The following is a 15647-nucleotide window of genomic DNA, read 5'->3' on the forward strand; positions in this document are numbered from 1 at the left end:
AATATGGTGGAAACAACAGGGATCGAACCTGTGACCCTCTGCTTGTAAGGCAGATGCTCTCCCAGCTGAGCTATGCTTCCATACTTGGTGACTCCTAGGGGAATCGAACCCCTGTTACCACCGTGAAAGGGTGGTGTCTTAACCGCTTGACCAAGGAGCCATATGCATTTTTAACCTTTAAAAGTGGCGACTCAGAAGGGGCTCGAACCCTCGACCTCCGGCGTGACAGGCCGGCACTCTAACCAACTGAGCTACTGAGCCAATATTGGTGGAAACAACAGGGATCGAACCTGTGACCCTCTGCTTGTAAGGCAGATGCTCTCCCAGCTGAGCTATGCTTCCATAATGGTGACTCCTAGGGGAATCGAACCCCTGTTACCACCGTGAAAGGGTGGTGTCTTAACCGCTTGACCAAGGAGCCATGAAATTTTGGAGCTGGCAATAGGAATCGAACCTACAACCTGCTGATTACAAGTCAGCTGCTCTACCGTTGAGCCATGCCAGCATATTTTTAAAGTTTAATTGGCGACTCAGAAGGGGCTCGAACCCTCGACCTCCGGCGTGACAGGCCGGCACTCTAACCAACTGAGCTACTGAGCCAATATGGTGGAAACAACAGGGATCGAACCTGTGACCCTCTGCTTGTAAGGCAGATGCTCTCCCAGCTGAGCTATGCTTCCATACTTGGTGACTCCTAGGGGAATCGAACCCCTGTTACCACCGTGAAAGGGTGGTGTCTTAACCGCTTGACCAAGGAGCCATATGCATTTTTAACCTTTAAAAGTGGCGACTCAGAAGGGGCTCGAACCCTCGACCTCCGGCGTGACAGGCCGGCACTCTAACCAACTGAGCTACTGAGCCAATATTGGTGGAAACAACAGGGATCGAACCTGTGACCCTCTGCTTGTAAGGCAGATGCTCTCCCAGCTGAGCTATGCTTCCATAATGGTGACTCCTAGGGGAATCGAACCCCTGTTACCACCGTGAAAGGGTGGTGTCTTAACCGCTTGACCAAGGAGCCATGAAATTTTGGAGCTGGCAATAGGAATCGAACCTACAACCTGCTGATTACAAGTCAGCTGCTCTACCGTTGAGCCATGCCAGCATATTTTTAAAGTTTAATTGGCGACTCAGAAGGGGCTCGAACCCTCGACCTCCGGCGTGACAGGCCGGCACTCTAACCAACTGAGCTACTGAGCCAATATGGTGGAAACAACAGGGATCGAACCTGTGACCCTCTGCTTGTAAGGCAGATGCTCTCCCAGCTGAGCTATGCTTCCATACTTGGTGACTCCTAGGGGAATCGAACCCCTGTTACCACCGTGAAAGGGTGGTGTCTTAACCGCTTGACCAAGGAGCCATATGCATTTTTAACCTTTAAAAGTGGCGACTCAGAAGGGGCTCGAACCCTCGACCTCCGGCGTGACAGGCCGGCACTCTAACCAACTGAGCTACTGAGCCAATATTGGTGGAAACAACAGGGATCGAACCTGTGACCCTCTGCTTGTAAGGCAGATGCTCTCCCAGCTGAGCTATGCTTCCATAATGGTGACTCCTAGGGGAATCGAACCCCTGTTACCACCGTGAAAGGGTGGTGTCTTAACCGCTTGACCAAGGAGCCATGAAATTTTGGAGCTGGCAATAGGAATCGAACCTACAACCTGCTGATTACAAGTCAGCTGCTCTACCGTTGAGCCATGCCAGCATATTTTTAAAGTTTAATTGGCGACTCAGAAGGGGCTCGAACCCTCGACCTCCGGCGTGACAGGCCGGCACTCTAACCAACTGAGCTACTGAGCCAATATGGTGGAAACAACAGGGATCGAACCTGTGACCCTCTGCTTGTAAGGCAGATGCTCTCCCAGCTGAGCTATGCTTCCATACTTGGTGACTCCTAGGGGAATCGAACCCCTGTTACCACCGTGAAAGGGTGGTGTCTTAACCGCTTGACCAAGGAGCCATATGCATTTTTAACCTTTAAAAGTGGCGACTCAGAAGGGGCTCGAACCCTCGACCTCCGGCGTGACAGGCCGGCACTCTAACCAACTGAGCTACTGAGCCAATATTGGTGGAAACAACAGGGATCGAACCTGTGACCCTCTGCTTGTAAGGCAGATGCTCTCCCAGCTGAGCTATGCTTCCATAATGGTGACTCCTAGGGGAATCGAACCCCTGTTACCACCGTGAAAGGGTGGTGTCTTAACCGCTTGACCAAGGAGCCATGAAATTTTGGAGCTGGCAATAGGAATCGAACCTACAACCTGCTGATTACAAGTCAGCTGCTCTACCGTTGAGCCATGCCAGCATATTTTTAAAGTTTAATTGGCGACTCAGAAGGGGCTCGAACCCTCGACCTCCGGCGTGACAGGCCGGCACTCTAACCAACTGAGCTACTGAGCCAATATGGTGGAAACAACAGGGATCGAACCTGTGACCCTCTGCTTGTAAGGCAGATGCTCTCCCAGCTGAGCTATGCTTCCATACTTGGTGACTCCTAGGGGAATCGAACCCCTGTTACCACCGTGAAAGGGTGGTGTCTTAACCGCTTGACCAAGGAGCCATATGCATTTTTAACCTTTAAAAGTGGCGACTCAGAAGGGGCTCGAACCCTCGACCTCCGGCGTGACAGGCCGGCACTCTAACCAACTGAGCTACTGAGCCAATATTGGTGGAAACAACAGGGATCGAACCTGTGACCCTCTGCTTGTAAGGCAGATGCTCTCCCAGCTGAGCTATGCTTCCATAATGGTGACTCCTAGGGGAATCGAACCCCTGTTACCACCGTGAAAGGGTGGTGTCTTAACCGCTTGACCAAGGAGCCATGAAATTTTGGAGCTGGCAATAGGAATCGAACCTACAACCTGCTGATTACAAGTCAGCTGCTCTACCGTTGAGCCATGCCAGCATATTTTTAAAGTTTAATTGGCGACTCAGAAGGGGCTCGAACCCTCGACCTCCGGCGTGACAGGCCGGCACTCTAACCAACTGAGCTACTGAGCCAATATGGTGGAAACAACAGGGATCGAACCTGTGACCCTCTGCTTGTAAGGCAGATGCTCTCCCAGCTGAGCTATGCTTCCATACTTGGTGACTCCTAGGGGAATCGAACCCCTGTTACCACCGTGAAAGGGTGGTGTCTTAACCGCTTGACCAAGGAGCCATATTTCATTTCTCATGCTTGCCTTTCTCCCGGCGAGCACATTAACTATAATACATAAATTTTAATATAGTGTCAACACTTTTTCACAACTTTTTTTTTATTTTTCTTTTTATATTAATAAAACCTATTAAAACCTAGAAAAATATTGGCTTTTAGCTAAATTAAACTTCTTAATTATTTATAAGATTTATATTATAATCTTATTATATCAAAAAATACTTTCAAATATTATATTATTTTTTAAGGAGTTTTATTATGATTCATCATGATTTAATTATAGTTGGCGGTGGAGCATCTGGACTTATGGCTGCAATAACTGCTAAGGATTTTGGTTTAGATGTTGCCCTAATTGAAGGTACTGACCGAATAGGGAAAAAAATTTTAACTACTGGAAATGGTAGATGTAATATTTCTAATAGAACTATTTCATTTCCTTTCTTTTCTTATCATAGTGAAAATACAGGATTTTTTTCAAAAGTATTATCAACTTTTAGTGTTGAAGATACAGAAAACTTTTTTCTATCTTTGGGCCTTCCTATTGTAGAACTAAAAAACGGAAAAATGTATCCCAAATCCCTTCAAGCTTCTTCAGTTGTAGATATATTAAGATTTGCTATTGAGGATAGAGAAATTCCTTTATACACAGAATGTAAAGTAAAAGATATCCACAAGGGAAAAGTTTTTAAGTTATCCACAAGTAATGATGATAAAAAGTTATTCACATGTAATAAATTAATTTTAGCCTGTGGAGGAAAATCTGCTGTTAAAACTGGTTCTGATGGTTCGGGATATAATTTAGCAAAATCTTTAGGGCACACAATAATAAAAACTATTCCTGGAATAGTTCAACTAAAGCTAGATAGTCCTTATTTAAAATCAATATCAGGTGTAAAATTTGATGGATATGCAACTTTATTAGTAAATGGTGAGGCCATAAGAAAAGAACTTGGAGAAATATTATTTACTGATTACGGAATATCAGGACCACCTATCCTTCAAATTTCAGGGTATGCCTCAAAGGCTTTACTTAATAATAAAAAAGTTGAAATACTTGTAGATATGTTACCTAATGAAGATATTAATGAAATAGAAAACTTCCTTGAAGGACATTTCGCTATGTTTTCTCATAGACCAGTTATAGATTCATTAATTGGTGTTATTAATAAAAAACTAATTCCTACTGTATTAAAAATTTCAAATATTCCAGATTTACATATGCCTTGTTATGATTTAGAGTGGCAGCACAAAAAATCCATAATAAATACATTAAAATCTTGGAGATTTAACTGCATAGATACAAATGGATTTAATCAAGCTCAAGTTACTATTGGTGGTATTAATACTAAGGAGGTTAATCCTTCTACTCTAGAATCAAAGGTAGTTAAAGATTTATATTTTTGTGGAGAAATCTTAGATGTAGATGGAGACTGTGGTGGTTTTAATCTTCAATGGGCTTGGAGTTCTGGTCACTTTGTTGCAAAAAATATAGCTGAAAGAAAATAAAAGTAAGGGGGCTATTTACAATATCCCCCTTACTTTTTGCATTCTTCGTTTTTTATTTTGTAACAATACATTTACTCTATATTTTCTTCCAGCACGCTATTAATCTTGTTAGTTCTTTATTATCTAATGTTTCAATTTTATGTATAGTTACTATTGCCTCTTCTTCTTCCCTTACATCTGTAAGAACTCTAACAGTTTCACCATATTTACATTCTTTTTCAAATGTTACTTTTATCTCATCTAAAGTATAATTATTAACTATTTCTTCTGGTAAAGTTTCTATAGCCCAATCTACATACTTAGTATTATTTACGTGTTGATTTGAGTCTATATCAGAATATCTAACCTTAAATGTATCTTCGTACTTATATTTAGTAATAGCTTCAAGTCTTGGAATTTTAAACTCTTCTTTAATATCACTTTCCACTCCATATACTTCATACTGTTCCTTAGGTATTCTCATCATTCTTCTTTTTTCTAAATTAATTAATAAAAATATGGCATTAGCTGTAACTATAACATTACCATTGCTATCTTTAATTTCATAATTTCTTAAGGCATAAAACTTTTTAAATCCTACTGGCTCAGTTTTAACAGTAAGTTTTTCCTTATATGTTGGATTTCTAAATATCTTAACATGATAATTATAAAATACCCAAGTCATATTACTTTCAACAAGGTCTTCCATACCAGATCCTAATTCCTCTGATTGTTTGGTTCCAATGTCTGATAATATGTTTATTATCATGGACATATTAGCTTTTAAATTTTTATCTACATCGTAATAATGTAACTCATATTCTTTTTCATAAGCCTTCCCCATAAAATACCTCCTAACAATAAATATTAAAACTCTGTATCACTACAGAGCTTTAATATATAAAATATAAATTAAACAACTCCCATATTTTAGATAATTGGATCTATAAAGCTATCTCCTGAATTATTATCATTTCCACTGTTTCCAAAAATGTCATCACTCTTTGGATTAACCCTATCTAAAACAAATACGTTTAAATATGCAGAAATATATGAAGTTAATACAAATTGACCTAAAAGTGTAATTATAAATCCTATAATAGGTAAAACTTCAAATAGTCCTAACAATATTGCTAACACTATATAAATTGCAGAAATAACTGCTAGCCTTCCTATAGTTGACCAAAAATATCCTTTTTTAAATAAAAGGAATGTCTCTCTCATTGCATCAATTACTCCAAGATCCATTACTATAAGAACTGAATTAAATAAATTAGTAATTGGAATACAAATAAATATTAATGCTAGAATAACAGGAATAACTATAATTGCTCCTATACCTAAAGTTATTAATGATAATAATAGCCCTAGGAAAAATAGTACTATCATTGCTGCAACAATCATAATACCAACTAAAATATTTAACCCTAATATTCTCCATTTTCTTTCCCAAACATATTTGGTAGCACTTCTCCAACTAACTTCATTTCCCTTATTTGAATCATCTAAAATCTTAGTAATAACTGACATTCCAAATAAGGAAAGAATTGCTGATAAAATAGCTATTATTATAACTAATAATATAGTTCCTGCCCCTAATGCAGCTGATATTCCATCTAAATAGTAATATGGATATGAATAAGAATACATAGAAGCGCCTAAAAAAGCAGTAGTAATTAATGTAGTAAATATTATTACTGGGAATATCATTGCTGGCGCAATAAATATTCCTATAACCTTTAAAATTTCTAAAGCATTATCCTTACATAAATTAAAGGCTCTAGATAAAATTTCTGTTATAAATAATTGTTTTCTTCTTTCTTCCAAAATATCACCCCTCAAATCTTCTCTTTCTATATATACTCATTTTATCACAATATTTTACTATTTTATAATTATTCATGAAAAACTTTACTATTTTTATATAAATAACCTACTTAAAGTTTATAATAATATGTTTTCCAAGTATTATTTAATTTATAATTTCCTAAATAAAAAAGGCTATGAAGTTATAAAATACCTCTTCATAGCCTTAATCTTAATATTTATATTGATTATACTTAATTAGCTCTACCTGTTATAAAGTCAACTATAAATACAATAGCTGCAACTACTAATAATATATGTATAAAACCTCCACCTATTCTTAGTAGTAATCCTAGTAGCCAAAATAATACAACTATACCACCTAACCATCTTAAAAATCCCATAATACTTACCTCCTACTTATGATTTAGTTTTTCTTTTATTTCATTTTTGGCTTCTTCTGTTTTTTCTTTTACTTCATCTTTTCCTTCATGGAATTTTTCTTTAACAGTATTCTTAAGTTCTTCAGCATCTTCCTTTTTTTCATTTATAAAAGCCTTTGTTTCAACTTTTTTTTCATTTATAAAATCTTCTGCCTTGTCCTTTTTTTCATTGAAATCTCTTTTTATTTCATTTTGTAAATCCTTTGCTTCAATCTTCTTTTCATCTATAAAATTTTCTAATTTATCTTTACCCATTCTCATAACTTCTAAATTCCTTTCTTTTACTTTCTTAAAAATATGATTGATCTTATCTGATTTAGAGCTTATGGCTACCCCAGTTAAAACACCAACTGCAGCACCCAAAGCCATTGATAATCTCAATTCCTTATTTCTTTGTCTCTTTTGCTCCGCTAATTTATTATTTAATACTTTCTTTAATGTAGTCATAAACCTAATCCCTCCTTTAATAAATTTAAAATTTATTTTACACCATGTAATTTAAAGAATATTTTTAATATTGTAAAATTTATATTGACCTAATTTTACCATATTATAGTTATTTGTCAATAATAATTATTAATTGATTATTAATATTATATATATCCAATAAAAAATTTATAAATATTTTTATTGGATAATTTAATATATAATAAAAAAACTGTATTAAATATACTTTTTTTGTATACTTAATACAGTTTTATATTTTATTTTTATAAATCCTTTGTTACTCTTATAGTTTGATCTCTTCTTGGGCCAACACCAACAATAGAAATCTTAGTTCCAGTAATTTCTTCTATTCTCTTTAAATATTTTTTTGCATTTTCAGGTAGTTCATCATAGCTTCTAGCTTCTGCTACTTCTTCTCCCCAACCTTCAAATTCTTCATATATAGGCTCACATTTTTCTAAGTCTTTTAAACTTGCTGGAAAATAGTCTATAACTTTTCCATCAAATTTATATCCTATACAAATTTTTAATTTATCAAGTCCAGCTAAAGTATCTATTTTAGTAACACATAAAGATGTTAATCCAGAGACTCTAACAGTTGTTTTTAATATAACTGCATCAAGCCATCCACATCTTCTTGATCTACCTGTAGTTACTCCATACTCATGACCTTTTTCTCTTATCCATTCTCCTATTTCATTATCTAATTCTGTTGGGAATGGTCCTTTTCCAACTCTTGTTGTATAAGCTTTAGCTATACCTACAGCATTAGTAATCATATTTGGTCCAATTCCAGAACCACTTGCCACTCCACAAGCTGTAGTATTAGATGATGTTACATATGGATATGTACCATAATCTATATCAAGAAGCATTCCTTGTGCTCCTTCAAACAGTACAGTTTTATCTTCCTTTATTTCATTATATAATCTTACAGATGTATCTTGAACATAAGGTCTTAATCTTTCAGCTAGCTCTAAATATTCATTAAGAATTTCATCATAGTTTAATTTTTCTCCATCTAAAACATTGACTATATATTTATTTTTAGCTTCTATATTTTGCTTTAATTTATCTTTAAAAGTTTCTTCATCTATAAGATCACAAACTCTAATTCCACATCTTTCAAATTTATCAGTATAACAAGGTCCTATTCCTTTTCCAGTTGTACCTATGTCATTCTTTCCTCTTGCTTTTTCCTTTAACTTATCTAAAATTTTATGATAAGGCATTATAACGTGAGCTCTATCACTTACTATAAGTTTGCTTGGCGTAACTTTAACACCTTCTTCTTCTAAGTAATCTATTTCTGTGAATAAAGCTTTTGGATCAACAACTACTCCATTACCAATGATATTTAATTTATTATCATGTAGTATTCCTGATGGGATTAAGTGAAGTTTATATTGCTTATCGCCTACTTCAACAGTATGACCTGCATTATTACCTCCTTGGAATCTAACTATTACCTCAGCTTCTTCTGCAAGATAATCTGTCATTTTTCCTTTTCCTTCATCGCCCCATTGAGCTCCTAAAACAACAAATGCTGACATTAAAATTGCCTCCTTATTTCAAGACTTTACAAGCCTTTTTTAATAAAAATTAATATCCTAATACATATTAGCAAAGTGAAAAAAAACTTTCAATGCATTTATCGAATATTATTTTGCATTACATATAAATAGTTCGTATAATTAATATATAAATAATTTATAGGAGGAGTTTATATATGAATATTTACGAAGAGTCTTTAAAATATCACGAAGAGTTAAAAGGTAAGTATCAAATTAAATCTAATTGTAAAATAACTAACTCAAAAGATTTAAGCTTAGCCTATACCCCAGGAGTTGCTGAACCTTGTAGGAAAATACATAAAAACCCTGATTTAGCTTATACCTATACAAGAAAATGGAATACTGTAGCAGTTATATCTGATGGTACAGCAGTTTTAGGTTTAGGAGATATTGGCCCATTAGCATCTCTTCCTGTTATGGAGGGTAAGTCTATACTATTTAAGGAATTTGCTGATGTAGATGCATTCCCTTTAGTGTTAGATACTAAAAATGTTGATGAAATAGTTGATACTATAATTAGAGTATCTCCATCTTTAGGTGGAATTAATCTTGAAGATATATCTGCTCCTCGCTGTTTTGAAATTGAAAAAAAATTAAAAGAAAAATTAGATATTCCAGTTTTCCATGATGACCAACATGGCACTGCTATAGTTGTCTTAGCTGGCTTAATAAACGCTTTAAAACTTGTTAAAAAAGAAATCAAAAATATTAAAATAGTTATAAATGGTGCTGGGTCTGCTGGTACTGCAATTTGTAAATTACTTATATCCTTTGGAGCCAAAAATATACTTGTTTGTGATAAAACAGGAATAATTAATAAAGATATGCCTTATTTAAACGATTCTATGAAAGAATTAGCTTTAATAACTAATAAAGATAATGTAAAAGGAAGTTTAAAAGATGCTCTTATTAATTCAGATGTATTTATTGGTGTATCTGCGCCTAATTTAGTAACTAAAGAAATGGCTATAACTATGAATAAGGATGCAATAGTATTTGCTATGGCAAATCCAACACCTGAAATCTTCCCTGAAACTGCAAAGGAAGCAGGTATAAAAGTTATTGGTACAGGACGATCTGATTTTCCAAACCAAGTTAATAACGTTTTAGCCTTTCCTGGAATATTTAGAGGCGCTTTAGATGTAAGAGCAAGTGAGATTAATGAGGAAATGAAAATTTCTGCAGCTTATGCCATTGCAAACTCTGTAAAAAAAGAAGACTTAGATTACGATTATATCTTACCAAAAGCTTTTGATTTAAATGTTCAAAAATCCGTTGCAAATGCAGTTAAAGAAGCAGCCATCAAAACAGGTGTATCTAAAATTTATAATAAATAGCTAAGGTTATAACTTATAACAAATCTAAACTAAGTAATATACTAATCATCTATATAATACCGAAGTATGAAGTATTATTTCTATTAGTTCTTAATTAATAAATATCAGAGTGCATCCACTTGGAGCGAAACGAGGTGGAAATCACTCTGATATTTATTACTATTACATATTTTTAGACTTTTCAGCACATTTTTCTAGAGCTTTGATTATTGTACTTCTAAATCCACCATTTTCAAGTTCTGTTACAGCTTCTATCGTTGTACCTGCAGGTGAGCAAACCATATCCTTTAATTCTCCTGGATGCTTTCCTGTTTCTAGTGCAAGTTTTGCTGAACCTAAGATAGCTTGCTCAGCCATTTTGTATGCCTTATTTCTAGGAATTCCAAGCTTTACTCCTGCATCAGCCATTGCTTCTATAAACATAAATACATATGCTGGTGAAGACCCACATAGAGCTATAAATCCATGAAAATATTTTTCCTCTAATATTTCAAATTTACCAAACATATTAAATATATTACAAACTTCTTCTAATTCATTTTCTTTTATGTTTTTATTTGGGCAAATAGCGGATATTGCTTCTCCTACTAATGCTGGAGTATTTGGCATAGTTCTAACTATCTTATAATCATCCCCAAGCCACTCTTCCATATCATTCATTGTTATTCCAGCTGCTATAGAAATAATTATAGTATCTTTATTAATATCTTCTTTTATCCCTAGTAATACTTCTTTAAAAATATTAGGCTTAATTGCTAGAAATAATATATTTGAAAATTTTGCTACTTCTTTACTATTTAATGTAGTCTTAACTTCAAATTCCTTTTCTATATGCCTTTTAGAATTTTCACTTTTAGTAGACACAAATATATCATCTTTACTTATTTTATTTGAAGCTAAAATTCCTCCAAGAATTGCTTTTCCCATGTTTCCACAGCCTATAAATCCGATTTTTTTATTCATTATCTTCACTTCCTAAATAATATTTTTTGTAAATAAATTTCTTGTTTTTTTATAATTTATGAACTTGACCATTATCCTCATAGAATATCTTTATTTTTAAGTTGCAAACTATTTATAAGGAGGGATAGTTATGAAAAATAATATAATAGAAATTGATAAAAATAAAGAAAATATAAACCCTATTGTAAAAGTTATAAATAAAGATAGTTTTTATGATATATACATATATCTTCAGGATCTTACTAAAGAAGAAATAATTTTAAAATACATAAATAACTTTCTTATTTTAAACCTCTCCTTAAAAAATAATAAAAATGATTTATTAAAATTTAAAAGAATTCTTTACTTAAATAAAATAAACATAGATACTATCCAAAATTCGGTACAAGCTAATTTTATTTATTTAAAAATTTTTAAAATTAAAAATAGTTAAACTGTCGAAAGTTTGAAAATGAAGAATTTATAATAATTTTACACCTACTTAAAGTAGTTTTAAAAAAATAAAAAATAAAGTATTTCAGTAAGAAATACTACTATAAATATAAACTTTACATTAAAGGGCTGTTAAAAACAGCCCTACTCTTTATTCCTTATATACAAGCTCTAAATTTGCAAACTTACTGTGAGCTCCAATCCAAGCCATTTTAACAGTTCCAACAGGACCATTTCTTTGTTTTGCTATTATACACTCACCTATATTTTTATCTTCTGTTTCTTTATTATAGTACTCATCTCTATATAAAAACATAACAACGTCTGCATCCTGCTCAATAGACCCAGATTCTCTTAAGTCTGATAGCATTGGTCTATGGTCTGCTCTTTGCTCTGGAGCACGTGATAACTGTGATAAAGCTATTACAGGGCACTCCATTTCTTTTGCTAAAGCCTTTATAGATCTAGATATTTCAGAAACTTCTTGTTGTCTACTCTCACTACCTGAACTACCACTCATTAATTGAAGGTAGTCAATAAGAATCATATCTATGCCATGCTCCATCTTAATTTTTCTACACTTAGATCTCATTTCCATTACACTAAGACCTGCAGTATCATCTATGTATATTCTAGCCTTAGATAAAGGTCCCGTAGCTCTTGCAATTCTTTCCCAATCATCATCATCTAAGTTACCTGTTCTAAGCTTTAACATATCTACATTAGCCTCTGAACATAGAAGCTTATATGCTAATTGTTCTTTAGACATTTCCAGAGAGAATATAACTACACTCTTTCCTTCTCTTAAGGCTGCATGTTCTGCAATATTTAATGAAAAAGTTGTTTTTCCCATGGAAGGTCTTGCAGCAATAAGTACCATATCACCCTTTTGGAATCCTGATGTTTTTGCATCTAAATCCCTTATTCCAGAACCAACTCCAGTTATAGATCCTTTATTATTAAATAATCTTTCTATTTCCAAGAATCCTCTTTCTAGAACATTAGCTAAAGGTTCATAATCATTAGATCCTTGCTTCTCTGCTAAATCAAAAATTTTCTTTTGTGCTAAATCTAATACTTCTTCTACCTTATCTTGCTTATTATAACTTTCTTCTATTATACTAGTAGCTGATTTAATTAACTTCCTTAAAGTTGACTTTTCTTCTACTATTTTAATATATGCCTCTAAATTTGCAGTAGTAATTACATTTGAACTTACCTCTGATATATATGTAACTCCCCCTGATTTTTCTAGCATATCTGTTGATTTTAAGTATTCTAACAAGGTTACAAGGTCAACAGCCATATCCTTAGAAAACATTTCTCTAATAGCCTTAAATATAACCTTATGACCATCTCTATAAAAATCTTCCTCATTTAGTTTTTCTAAAGCCTTTGCTATTGCACTCTTATCTATTATCATAGCTCCAATAACAGATTGTTCTGCTTCTAAACTTTGAGGTAAACTTCTCATTATTGGTGTATCCAATTTGTAACCTCCTTCCTTTTCATAATAAATATATTATATCAAAAATTTCTATTGTATAGAATAAAATTGGTACTGCCATACAATTAAAAATATTATAATTAAAGTAAAAAACTCCTAAAGGTAGTTTAAAGGAATTAAAGGGCTGTCTAAGACAGCCCTAATTTAAATTACTTTTCAAAAACTATATCCATTAACTCTTCAATTCTATTAATAGATTTAACTTCTATATCATTTAACTCTAATGGAACTTCTTTTTCATTTGCCTTAGGAACAACTACAAGTTTTATTCCCTTTCTTCTTGCTCCATATATCTTTTCAAATATTCCACCTACAGGCTTTATATTTCCTCTTAATGATATTTCACCAGTTATAGCTACATCTTGTCTTATAGGCTTTTCTAATAAAGCACTTATTATAGCAATAGTAATAGCTGCACCTGCTGATGGTCCATCAATTCTTCCACCACCAACAACATTTACATGAATATCATAGTCTTTTATATCTTTATCTGTTATTTTTCTAATAACTGAAGCTGCGTTAAATACTGAATCCTTTGCCATAGAACCTGCTGTGTCATTGAATTTTATAACTCCCATTCCAGGTTTCTTTGACTCAAAGGCAACAGCTTCTATTTCTAAAGTAGAACCTAAAAATCCACTTACACCTAATCCATAAGTATGACCTACTTCATATTTTTCAACTTCATCAAAAGTTTCATAAGGTACATATCTACCTATAGATATAACCTCTTCTACATCCTTTAAAGTAACTTCTTTACTTTCTTCTTTTGAGTTATATAAAGCATACCCATAAGCATCAGCTAATATGTTTACAGCCTTTCTACCTTCTATAGTATATCTACTAATTAATTCTGCAACTCCTTCTTCTAAAGTTACATTTAACTTCTTAGCAGCATTTTCTATTATTCCAACAATATCATTTGCCGATAAAGGTTCAAAGTAAACCTCAGTACATCTTGATCTTAAGGCTGGGTTTATCTTTCCTGGCTCCCTAGTTGTAGCTCCTATTAAAACAAAATCTGCTGGAGCACCCTTTTCGAAAAGATACTTTATATATTCTGGAGTGTTTTCATCATCTGGATCATAATATGAAGATGAATACTCAACTCTCTTATCTTCTAAAACCTTTAATAATTTATTTTGAAGAATATCATCTAGTTCTCCTATTTCATCTATAAATAAAACTCCCCCATGAGCCTCTGTTACAAGTCCAGTCTTTGGCTCTGGAACACCAACTTCTGCTAAATCTTTCTTGCTTCCTTGATAAATAGGATCATGTACTGATCCTAATAATGGATTTGTAATTTCTCTTGGATCCCATCTTAGTGTAGTTCCATCTACTTCAACAAATTTTGAATCTTCATCAAAAGGTGTAAATTTTAAATTTTTAGCTTCTTCTAAAGCAAGCCTTGCTGCTGAAGTCTTACCAACTCCAGGTGGTCCATATAAAATTATATGCTGAGGATATGGTGATGACATTTTAGAAATTAAAGATTTAATTGCTCTTTCTTGACCAACAATTTCATCAAAAGTTTCTGGTCTTAAAAGACTCATAACATTTTTATTTATCTTTTTAGCATCTAGTTCCTCAAGTCTTTCTAGCTTCTTAGTTGTTTTTGAACTTTCTGGTCCCTTTTGTTTTCTTATTATAGATAATTTAATATCATCCATAAATTTATCTTGTCTTTCTTGAAGAGCTTTTTCAACTTGGGTTTCTACTTTATTTTGTACATATTTTCTTGCTATATTTTCTGATATATAATAAATTGTATCTTCTAGTACACCACGTAATTCATCTTCACTTGGAACAGTTTTAACTCCCTTTCCATCTGAAGCTATTACATTTAAAGCATATATTCTTTCTAATATATTAGGAGAGTTTATATATTTTTGTAGTTTAAATCTTACGATTCTAGCCCTTACTGCGCCCTCATCTAATACATTGTTTAATATTTGATTTATTACATTTGCTTGTGCATCTAAAGATAACTCACTGTCTAATAAACTCTCTATATTTGTTTCGTCGTAAGTCTTCAAACTTAGTCCTCCTTATGATTGCTCTACAATGGTTACTTTCATCTTAGTAGATACTTCTGGATATAGTTTTATTTCTATATCATAGCTACCTGCAACCTTTATTGTATCCATAACAATTTTCTTCTTATCTATTGATAATTTAAATTCCTTATTTATTAATTCTGCTACATCCTTACTAGTTATAGCACCAAATAATCTTCCATTATTTCCTTTAGCTGCAATTTTAACTTCTTTTCCTTTTAATTCTGAAGCTAATTTTTGAGCTGCTTCAACTTCAGCTAACTTCTTCTTTCTTTCATTTTCCTTTTTAGCATTTAATATATGCATACTAGCAGTTGTTGCTTCTTCTGCTAATTTCCTAGGAAATAAAAAATTTCTTGCATATCCATCTGATGCTTCTATAACATCACCTTTTTTACCTAATTTCTTAACATCTTGTAATAATATTACCTTCATG

The 15647-nt window shown here is 33.2% G+C and carries 12 protein-coding genes and 37 tRNA genes; 3 read left to right on the forward strand and 46 right to left on the reverse strand.

From position 1 onward, the window contains the following. Positions 1-4 precede the first annotated feature (4 nt). The 37 genes from BN6774_RS18360 to BN6774_RS01060 form a co-directional block, all read right to left on the reverse strand. Positions 5-80: transfer RNA gene (locus BN6774_RS18360), tRNA-Val, on the reverse strand. A 5-nt stretch (positions 81-85) separates the two neighbouring features. Continuing rightward, a tRNA-Glu gene (locus tag BN6774_RS00890) sits at positions 86-160 on the reverse strand. Positions 161-184: 24 nt separating this feature from the next. Beyond that, a tRNA-Asp gene (locus BN6774_RS00895) sits at positions 185-261 on the reverse strand. A 5-nt stretch (positions 262-266) separates the two neighbouring features. Beyond that, positions 267-342: transfer RNA gene (locus tag BN6774_RS00900), tRNA-Val, on the reverse strand. Between the two features lie 4 nt (positions 343-346). Beyond that, positions 347-421, reverse strand: a tRNA-Glu gene (locus BN6774_RS00905). Positions 422-430: 9 nt separating this feature from the next. Then, positions 431-505, reverse strand: a tRNA-Thr gene (locus BN6774_RS00910). 18 nt (positions 506-523) lie between these two features. Continuing rightward, a tRNA-Asp gene (locus tag BN6774_RS00915) sits at positions 524-600 on the reverse strand. 4 nt (positions 601-604) lie between these two features. Beyond that, a tRNA-Val gene (locus BN6774_RS18245) sits at positions 605-680 on the reverse strand. A 5-nt stretch (positions 681-685) separates the two neighbouring features. Next, a tRNA-Glu gene (locus BN6774_RS00925) sits at positions 686-760 on the reverse strand. Between the two features lie 24 nt (positions 761-784). Next, positions 785-861: transfer RNA gene (locus tag BN6774_RS00930), tRNA-Asp, on the reverse strand. A 5-nt stretch (positions 862-866) separates the two neighbouring features. Continuing rightward, positions 867-942, reverse strand: a tRNA-Val gene (locus BN6774_RS00935). Positions 943-946: 4 nt separating this feature from the next. Then, positions 947-1021 (reverse strand) — tRNA-Glu (locus BN6774_RS00940). 9 nt (positions 1022-1030) lie between these two features. Further along, positions 1031-1105: transfer RNA gene (locus BN6774_RS00945), tRNA-Thr, on the reverse strand. A gap of 18 nt (positions 1106-1123) precedes the next feature. Then, positions 1124-1200, reverse strand: a tRNA-Asp gene (locus BN6774_RS00950). Between the two features lie 4 nt (positions 1201-1204). Further along, positions 1205-1280: transfer RNA gene (locus BN6774_RS18365), tRNA-Val, on the reverse strand. A gap of 5 nt (positions 1281-1285) precedes the next feature. Next, a tRNA-Glu gene (locus BN6774_RS00960) sits at positions 1286-1360 on the reverse strand. A gap of 24 nt (positions 1361-1384) precedes the next feature. After that, a tRNA-Asp gene (locus BN6774_RS00965) sits at positions 1385-1461 on the reverse strand. Between the two features lie 5 nt (positions 1462-1466). After that, positions 1467-1542 (reverse strand) — tRNA-Val (locus BN6774_RS00970). Positions 1543-1546: 4 nt separating this feature from the next. Next, positions 1547-1621 (reverse strand) — tRNA-Glu (locus BN6774_RS00975). 9 nt (positions 1622-1630) lie between these two features. Then, positions 1631-1705 (reverse strand) — tRNA-Thr (locus BN6774_RS00980). Between the two features lie 18 nt (positions 1706-1723). Next, positions 1724-1800: transfer RNA gene (locus tag BN6774_RS00985), tRNA-Asp, on the reverse strand. Positions 1801-1804: 4 nt separating this feature from the next. Beyond that, positions 1805-1880 (reverse strand) — tRNA-Val (locus tag BN6774_RS18035). A 5-nt stretch (positions 1881-1885) separates the two neighbouring features. Next, positions 1886-1960, reverse strand: a tRNA-Glu gene (locus BN6774_RS00990). A 24-nt stretch (positions 1961-1984) separates the two neighbouring features. After that, positions 1985-2061, reverse strand: a tRNA-Asp gene (locus tag BN6774_RS00995). Between the two features lie 5 nt (positions 2062-2066). Then, positions 2067-2142, reverse strand: a tRNA-Val gene (locus BN6774_RS18370). Between the two features lie 4 nt (positions 2143-2146). Then, positions 2147-2221, reverse strand: a tRNA-Glu gene (locus tag BN6774_RS01005). Positions 2222-2230: 9 nt separating this feature from the next. Further along, a tRNA-Thr gene (locus tag BN6774_RS01010) sits at positions 2231-2305 on the reverse strand. Positions 2306-2323: 18 nt separating this feature from the next. Further along, positions 2324-2400 (reverse strand) — tRNA-Asp (locus tag BN6774_RS01015). Positions 2401-2404: 4 nt separating this feature from the next. After that, a tRNA-Val gene (locus BN6774_RS18375) sits at positions 2405-2480 on the reverse strand. A gap of 5 nt (positions 2481-2485) precedes the next feature. Next, positions 2486-2560: transfer RNA gene (locus BN6774_RS01025), tRNA-Glu, on the reverse strand. 24 nt (positions 2561-2584) lie between these two features. Then, positions 2585-2661: transfer RNA gene (locus BN6774_RS01030), tRNA-Asp, on the reverse strand. 5 nt (positions 2662-2666) lie between these two features. Then, positions 2667-2742, reverse strand: a tRNA-Val gene (locus BN6774_RS01035). A 4-nt stretch (positions 2743-2746) separates the two neighbouring features. Continuing rightward, positions 2747-2821: transfer RNA gene (locus tag BN6774_RS01040), tRNA-Glu, on the reverse strand. Positions 2822-2830: 9 nt separating this feature from the next. Next, positions 2831-2905 (reverse strand) — tRNA-Thr (locus tag BN6774_RS01045). Between the two features lie 18 nt (positions 2906-2923). Then, positions 2924-3000: transfer RNA gene (locus BN6774_RS01050), tRNA-Asp, on the reverse strand. Positions 3001-3004: 4 nt separating this feature from the next. Further along, positions 3005-3080 (reverse strand) — tRNA-Val (locus tag BN6774_RS01055). A gap of 5 nt (positions 3081-3085) precedes the next feature. After that, positions 3086-3160 (reverse strand) — tRNA-Glu (locus BN6774_RS01060). Positions 3161-3415: 255 nt separating this feature from the next. Between BN6774_RS01060 and BN6774_RS01065 the strand changes: the two genes are divergently transcribed. Beyond that, entirely contained in the window at positions 3416-4663 is a 1248-nt protein-coding gene (locus tag BN6774_RS01065; protein WP_066889265.1) for a BaiN/RdsA family NAD(P)/FAD-dependent oxidoreductase, read from the forward strand. Between the two features lie 76 nt (positions 4664-4739). On the opposite strand, the gene BN6774_RS01070 is transcribed toward BN6774_RS01065, so the two are convergent. The 5 genes from BN6774_RS01070 to BN6774_RS01085 form a co-directional block, all read right to left on the reverse strand. After that, on the reverse strand, positions 4740-5486 hold the full coding sequence (locus tag BN6774_RS01070; RefSeq protein ID WP_066889267.1) for an acyl-[acyl-carrier-protein] thioesterase: 747 nt from the start codon (positions 5484-5486) through the stop codon (positions 4740-4742). Between the two features lie 86 nt (positions 5487-5572). Then, the gene (locus BN6774_RS01075) at positions 5573-6469 is read right to left on the reverse strand and encodes a hypothetical protein (RefSeq protein WP_066889269.1); all 897 of its coding nucleotides are present in this window, start codon (positions 6467-6469) and stop codon (positions 5573-5575) included. A gap of 233 nt (positions 6470-6702) precedes the next feature. After that, positions 6703-6852, reverse strand: a complete 150-nt coding sequence (locus BN6774_RS18250; protein WP_106404253.1) for a lmo0937 family membrane protein — start codon at positions 6850-6852, stop codon at positions 6703-6705. 12 nt (positions 6853-6864) lie between these two features. Further along, a complete protein-coding gene (locus BN6774_RS18255; RefSeq protein ID WP_066889270.1) occupies positions 6865-7338 on the reverse strand; it encodes a hypothetical protein in 474 nt (157 codons plus the stop codon). A 263-nt stretch (positions 7339-7601) separates the two neighbouring features. Next, positions 7602-8891, reverse strand: coding sequence for an adenylosuccinate synthase (locus BN6774_RS01085; RefSeq protein ID WP_066889272.1), 1290 nt, complete (start codon positions 8889-8891; stop codon positions 7602-7604). 176 nt (positions 8892-9067) lie between these two features. Between BN6774_RS01085 and BN6774_RS01090 the strand changes: the two genes are divergently transcribed. Further along, on the forward strand, positions 9068-10249 hold the full coding sequence (locus tag BN6774_RS01090) for an NAD(P)-dependent malic enzyme (protein WP_066889274.1): 1182 nt from the start codon (positions 9068-9070) through the stop codon (positions 10247-10249). 162 nt (positions 10250-10411) lie between these two features. On the opposite strand, the gene proC is transcribed toward BN6774_RS01090, so the two are convergent. Then, positions 10412-11212 (reverse strand): pyrroline-5-carboxylate reductase, encoded by an 801-nt coding sequence (gene proC, locus BN6774_RS01095; RefSeq protein WP_066889276.1) that lies wholly within the window; start codon positions 11210-11212, stop codon positions 10412-10414. Between the two features lie 130 nt (positions 11213-11342). Between proC and BN6774_RS01100 the strand changes: the two genes are divergently transcribed. Continuing rightward, positions 11343-11645, forward strand: coding sequence for an NUDIX hydrolase (locus BN6774_RS01100; RefSeq protein WP_066889278.1), 303 nt, complete (start codon positions 11343-11345; stop codon positions 11643-11645). Positions 11646-11795: 150 nt separating this feature from the next. Here BN6774_RS01100 and BN6774_RS01105 read toward each other — a convergent pair whose 3' ends face one another. The 3 genes from BN6774_RS01105 to rplI all read right to left on the reverse strand — a co-directional run bounded on the left by BN6774_RS01105 (position 11796) and on the right by rplI (position 15646). Further along, positions 11796-13133 carry a replicative DNA helicase gene (locus BN6774_RS01105; RefSeq protein WP_066889280.1) on the reverse strand — a complete coding sequence of 446 codons (1338 nt, stop codon included), beginning with the start codon at positions 13131-13133 and terminating at the stop codon, positions 11796-11798. Positions 13134-13300: 167 nt separating this feature from the next. Then, on the reverse strand, positions 13301-15166 hold the full coding sequence (lonC, locus tag BN6774_RS01110; RefSeq protein ID WP_407922095.1) for a Lon family ATP-dependent protease: 1866 nt from the start codon (positions 15164-15166) through the stop codon (positions 13301-13303). Between the two features lie 36 nt (positions 15167-15202). Beyond that, a complete protein-coding gene (rplI, locus tag BN6774_RS01115; protein ID WP_066889284.1) occupies positions 15203-15646 on the reverse strand; it encodes a 50S ribosomal protein L9 in 444 nt (147 codons plus the stop codon). Position 15647: the final 1 nt, after the last annotated feature.

Origin of the sequence: Clostridium nigeriense, assembly GCF_900086595.1 — a bacterium.
In the GTDB taxonomy this organism is placed as follows: domain Bacteria; phylum Bacillota; class Clostridia; order Clostridiales; family Clostridiaceae; genus Clostridium; species Clostridium nigeriense.

Excerpts from the sequence above, each read along its gene's own strand:
- BN6774_RS01090 (WP_066889274.1), top strand. The coding sequence starts at position 9,068 with ATGAATATTTACGAAGAGTCTTTAAAATATCACGAAGAGTTAAAAGGT.
- rplI (WP_066889284.1), bottom strand. The coding sequence starts at position 15,646 with ATGAAGGTAATATTATTACAAGATGTTAAGAAATTAGGTAAAAAAGGT.
- proC (WP_066889276.1), bottom strand. The coding sequence starts at position 11,212 with ATGAATAAAAAAATCGGATTTATAGGCTGTGGAAACATGGGAAAAGCA.
- BN6774_RS18250 (WP_106404253.1), bottom strand. The coding sequence starts at position 6,852 with ATGGGATTTTTAAGATGGTTAGGTGGTATAGTTGTATTATTTTGGCTA.
- BN6774_RS01085 (WP_066889272.1), bottom strand. The coding sequence starts at position 8,891 with ATGTCAGCATTTGTTGTTTTAGGAGCTCAATGGGGCGATGAAGGAAAA.
- BN6774_RS01065 (WP_066889265.1), top strand. The coding sequence starts at position 3,416 with ATGATTCATCATGATTTAATTATAGTTGGCGGTGGAGCATCTGGACTT.
- BN6774_RS01070 (WP_066889267.1), bottom strand. The coding sequence starts at position 5,486 with ATGGGGAAGGCTTATGAAAAAGAATATGAGTTACATTATTACGATGTA.
- BN6774_RS01100 (WP_066889278.1), top strand. The coding sequence starts at position 11,343 with ATGAAAAATAATATAATAGAAATTGATAAAAATAAAGAAAATATAAAC.
- BN6774_RS18255 (WP_066889270.1), bottom strand. The coding sequence starts at position 7,338 with ATGACTACATTAAAGAAAGTATTAAATAATAAATTAGCGGAGCAAAAG.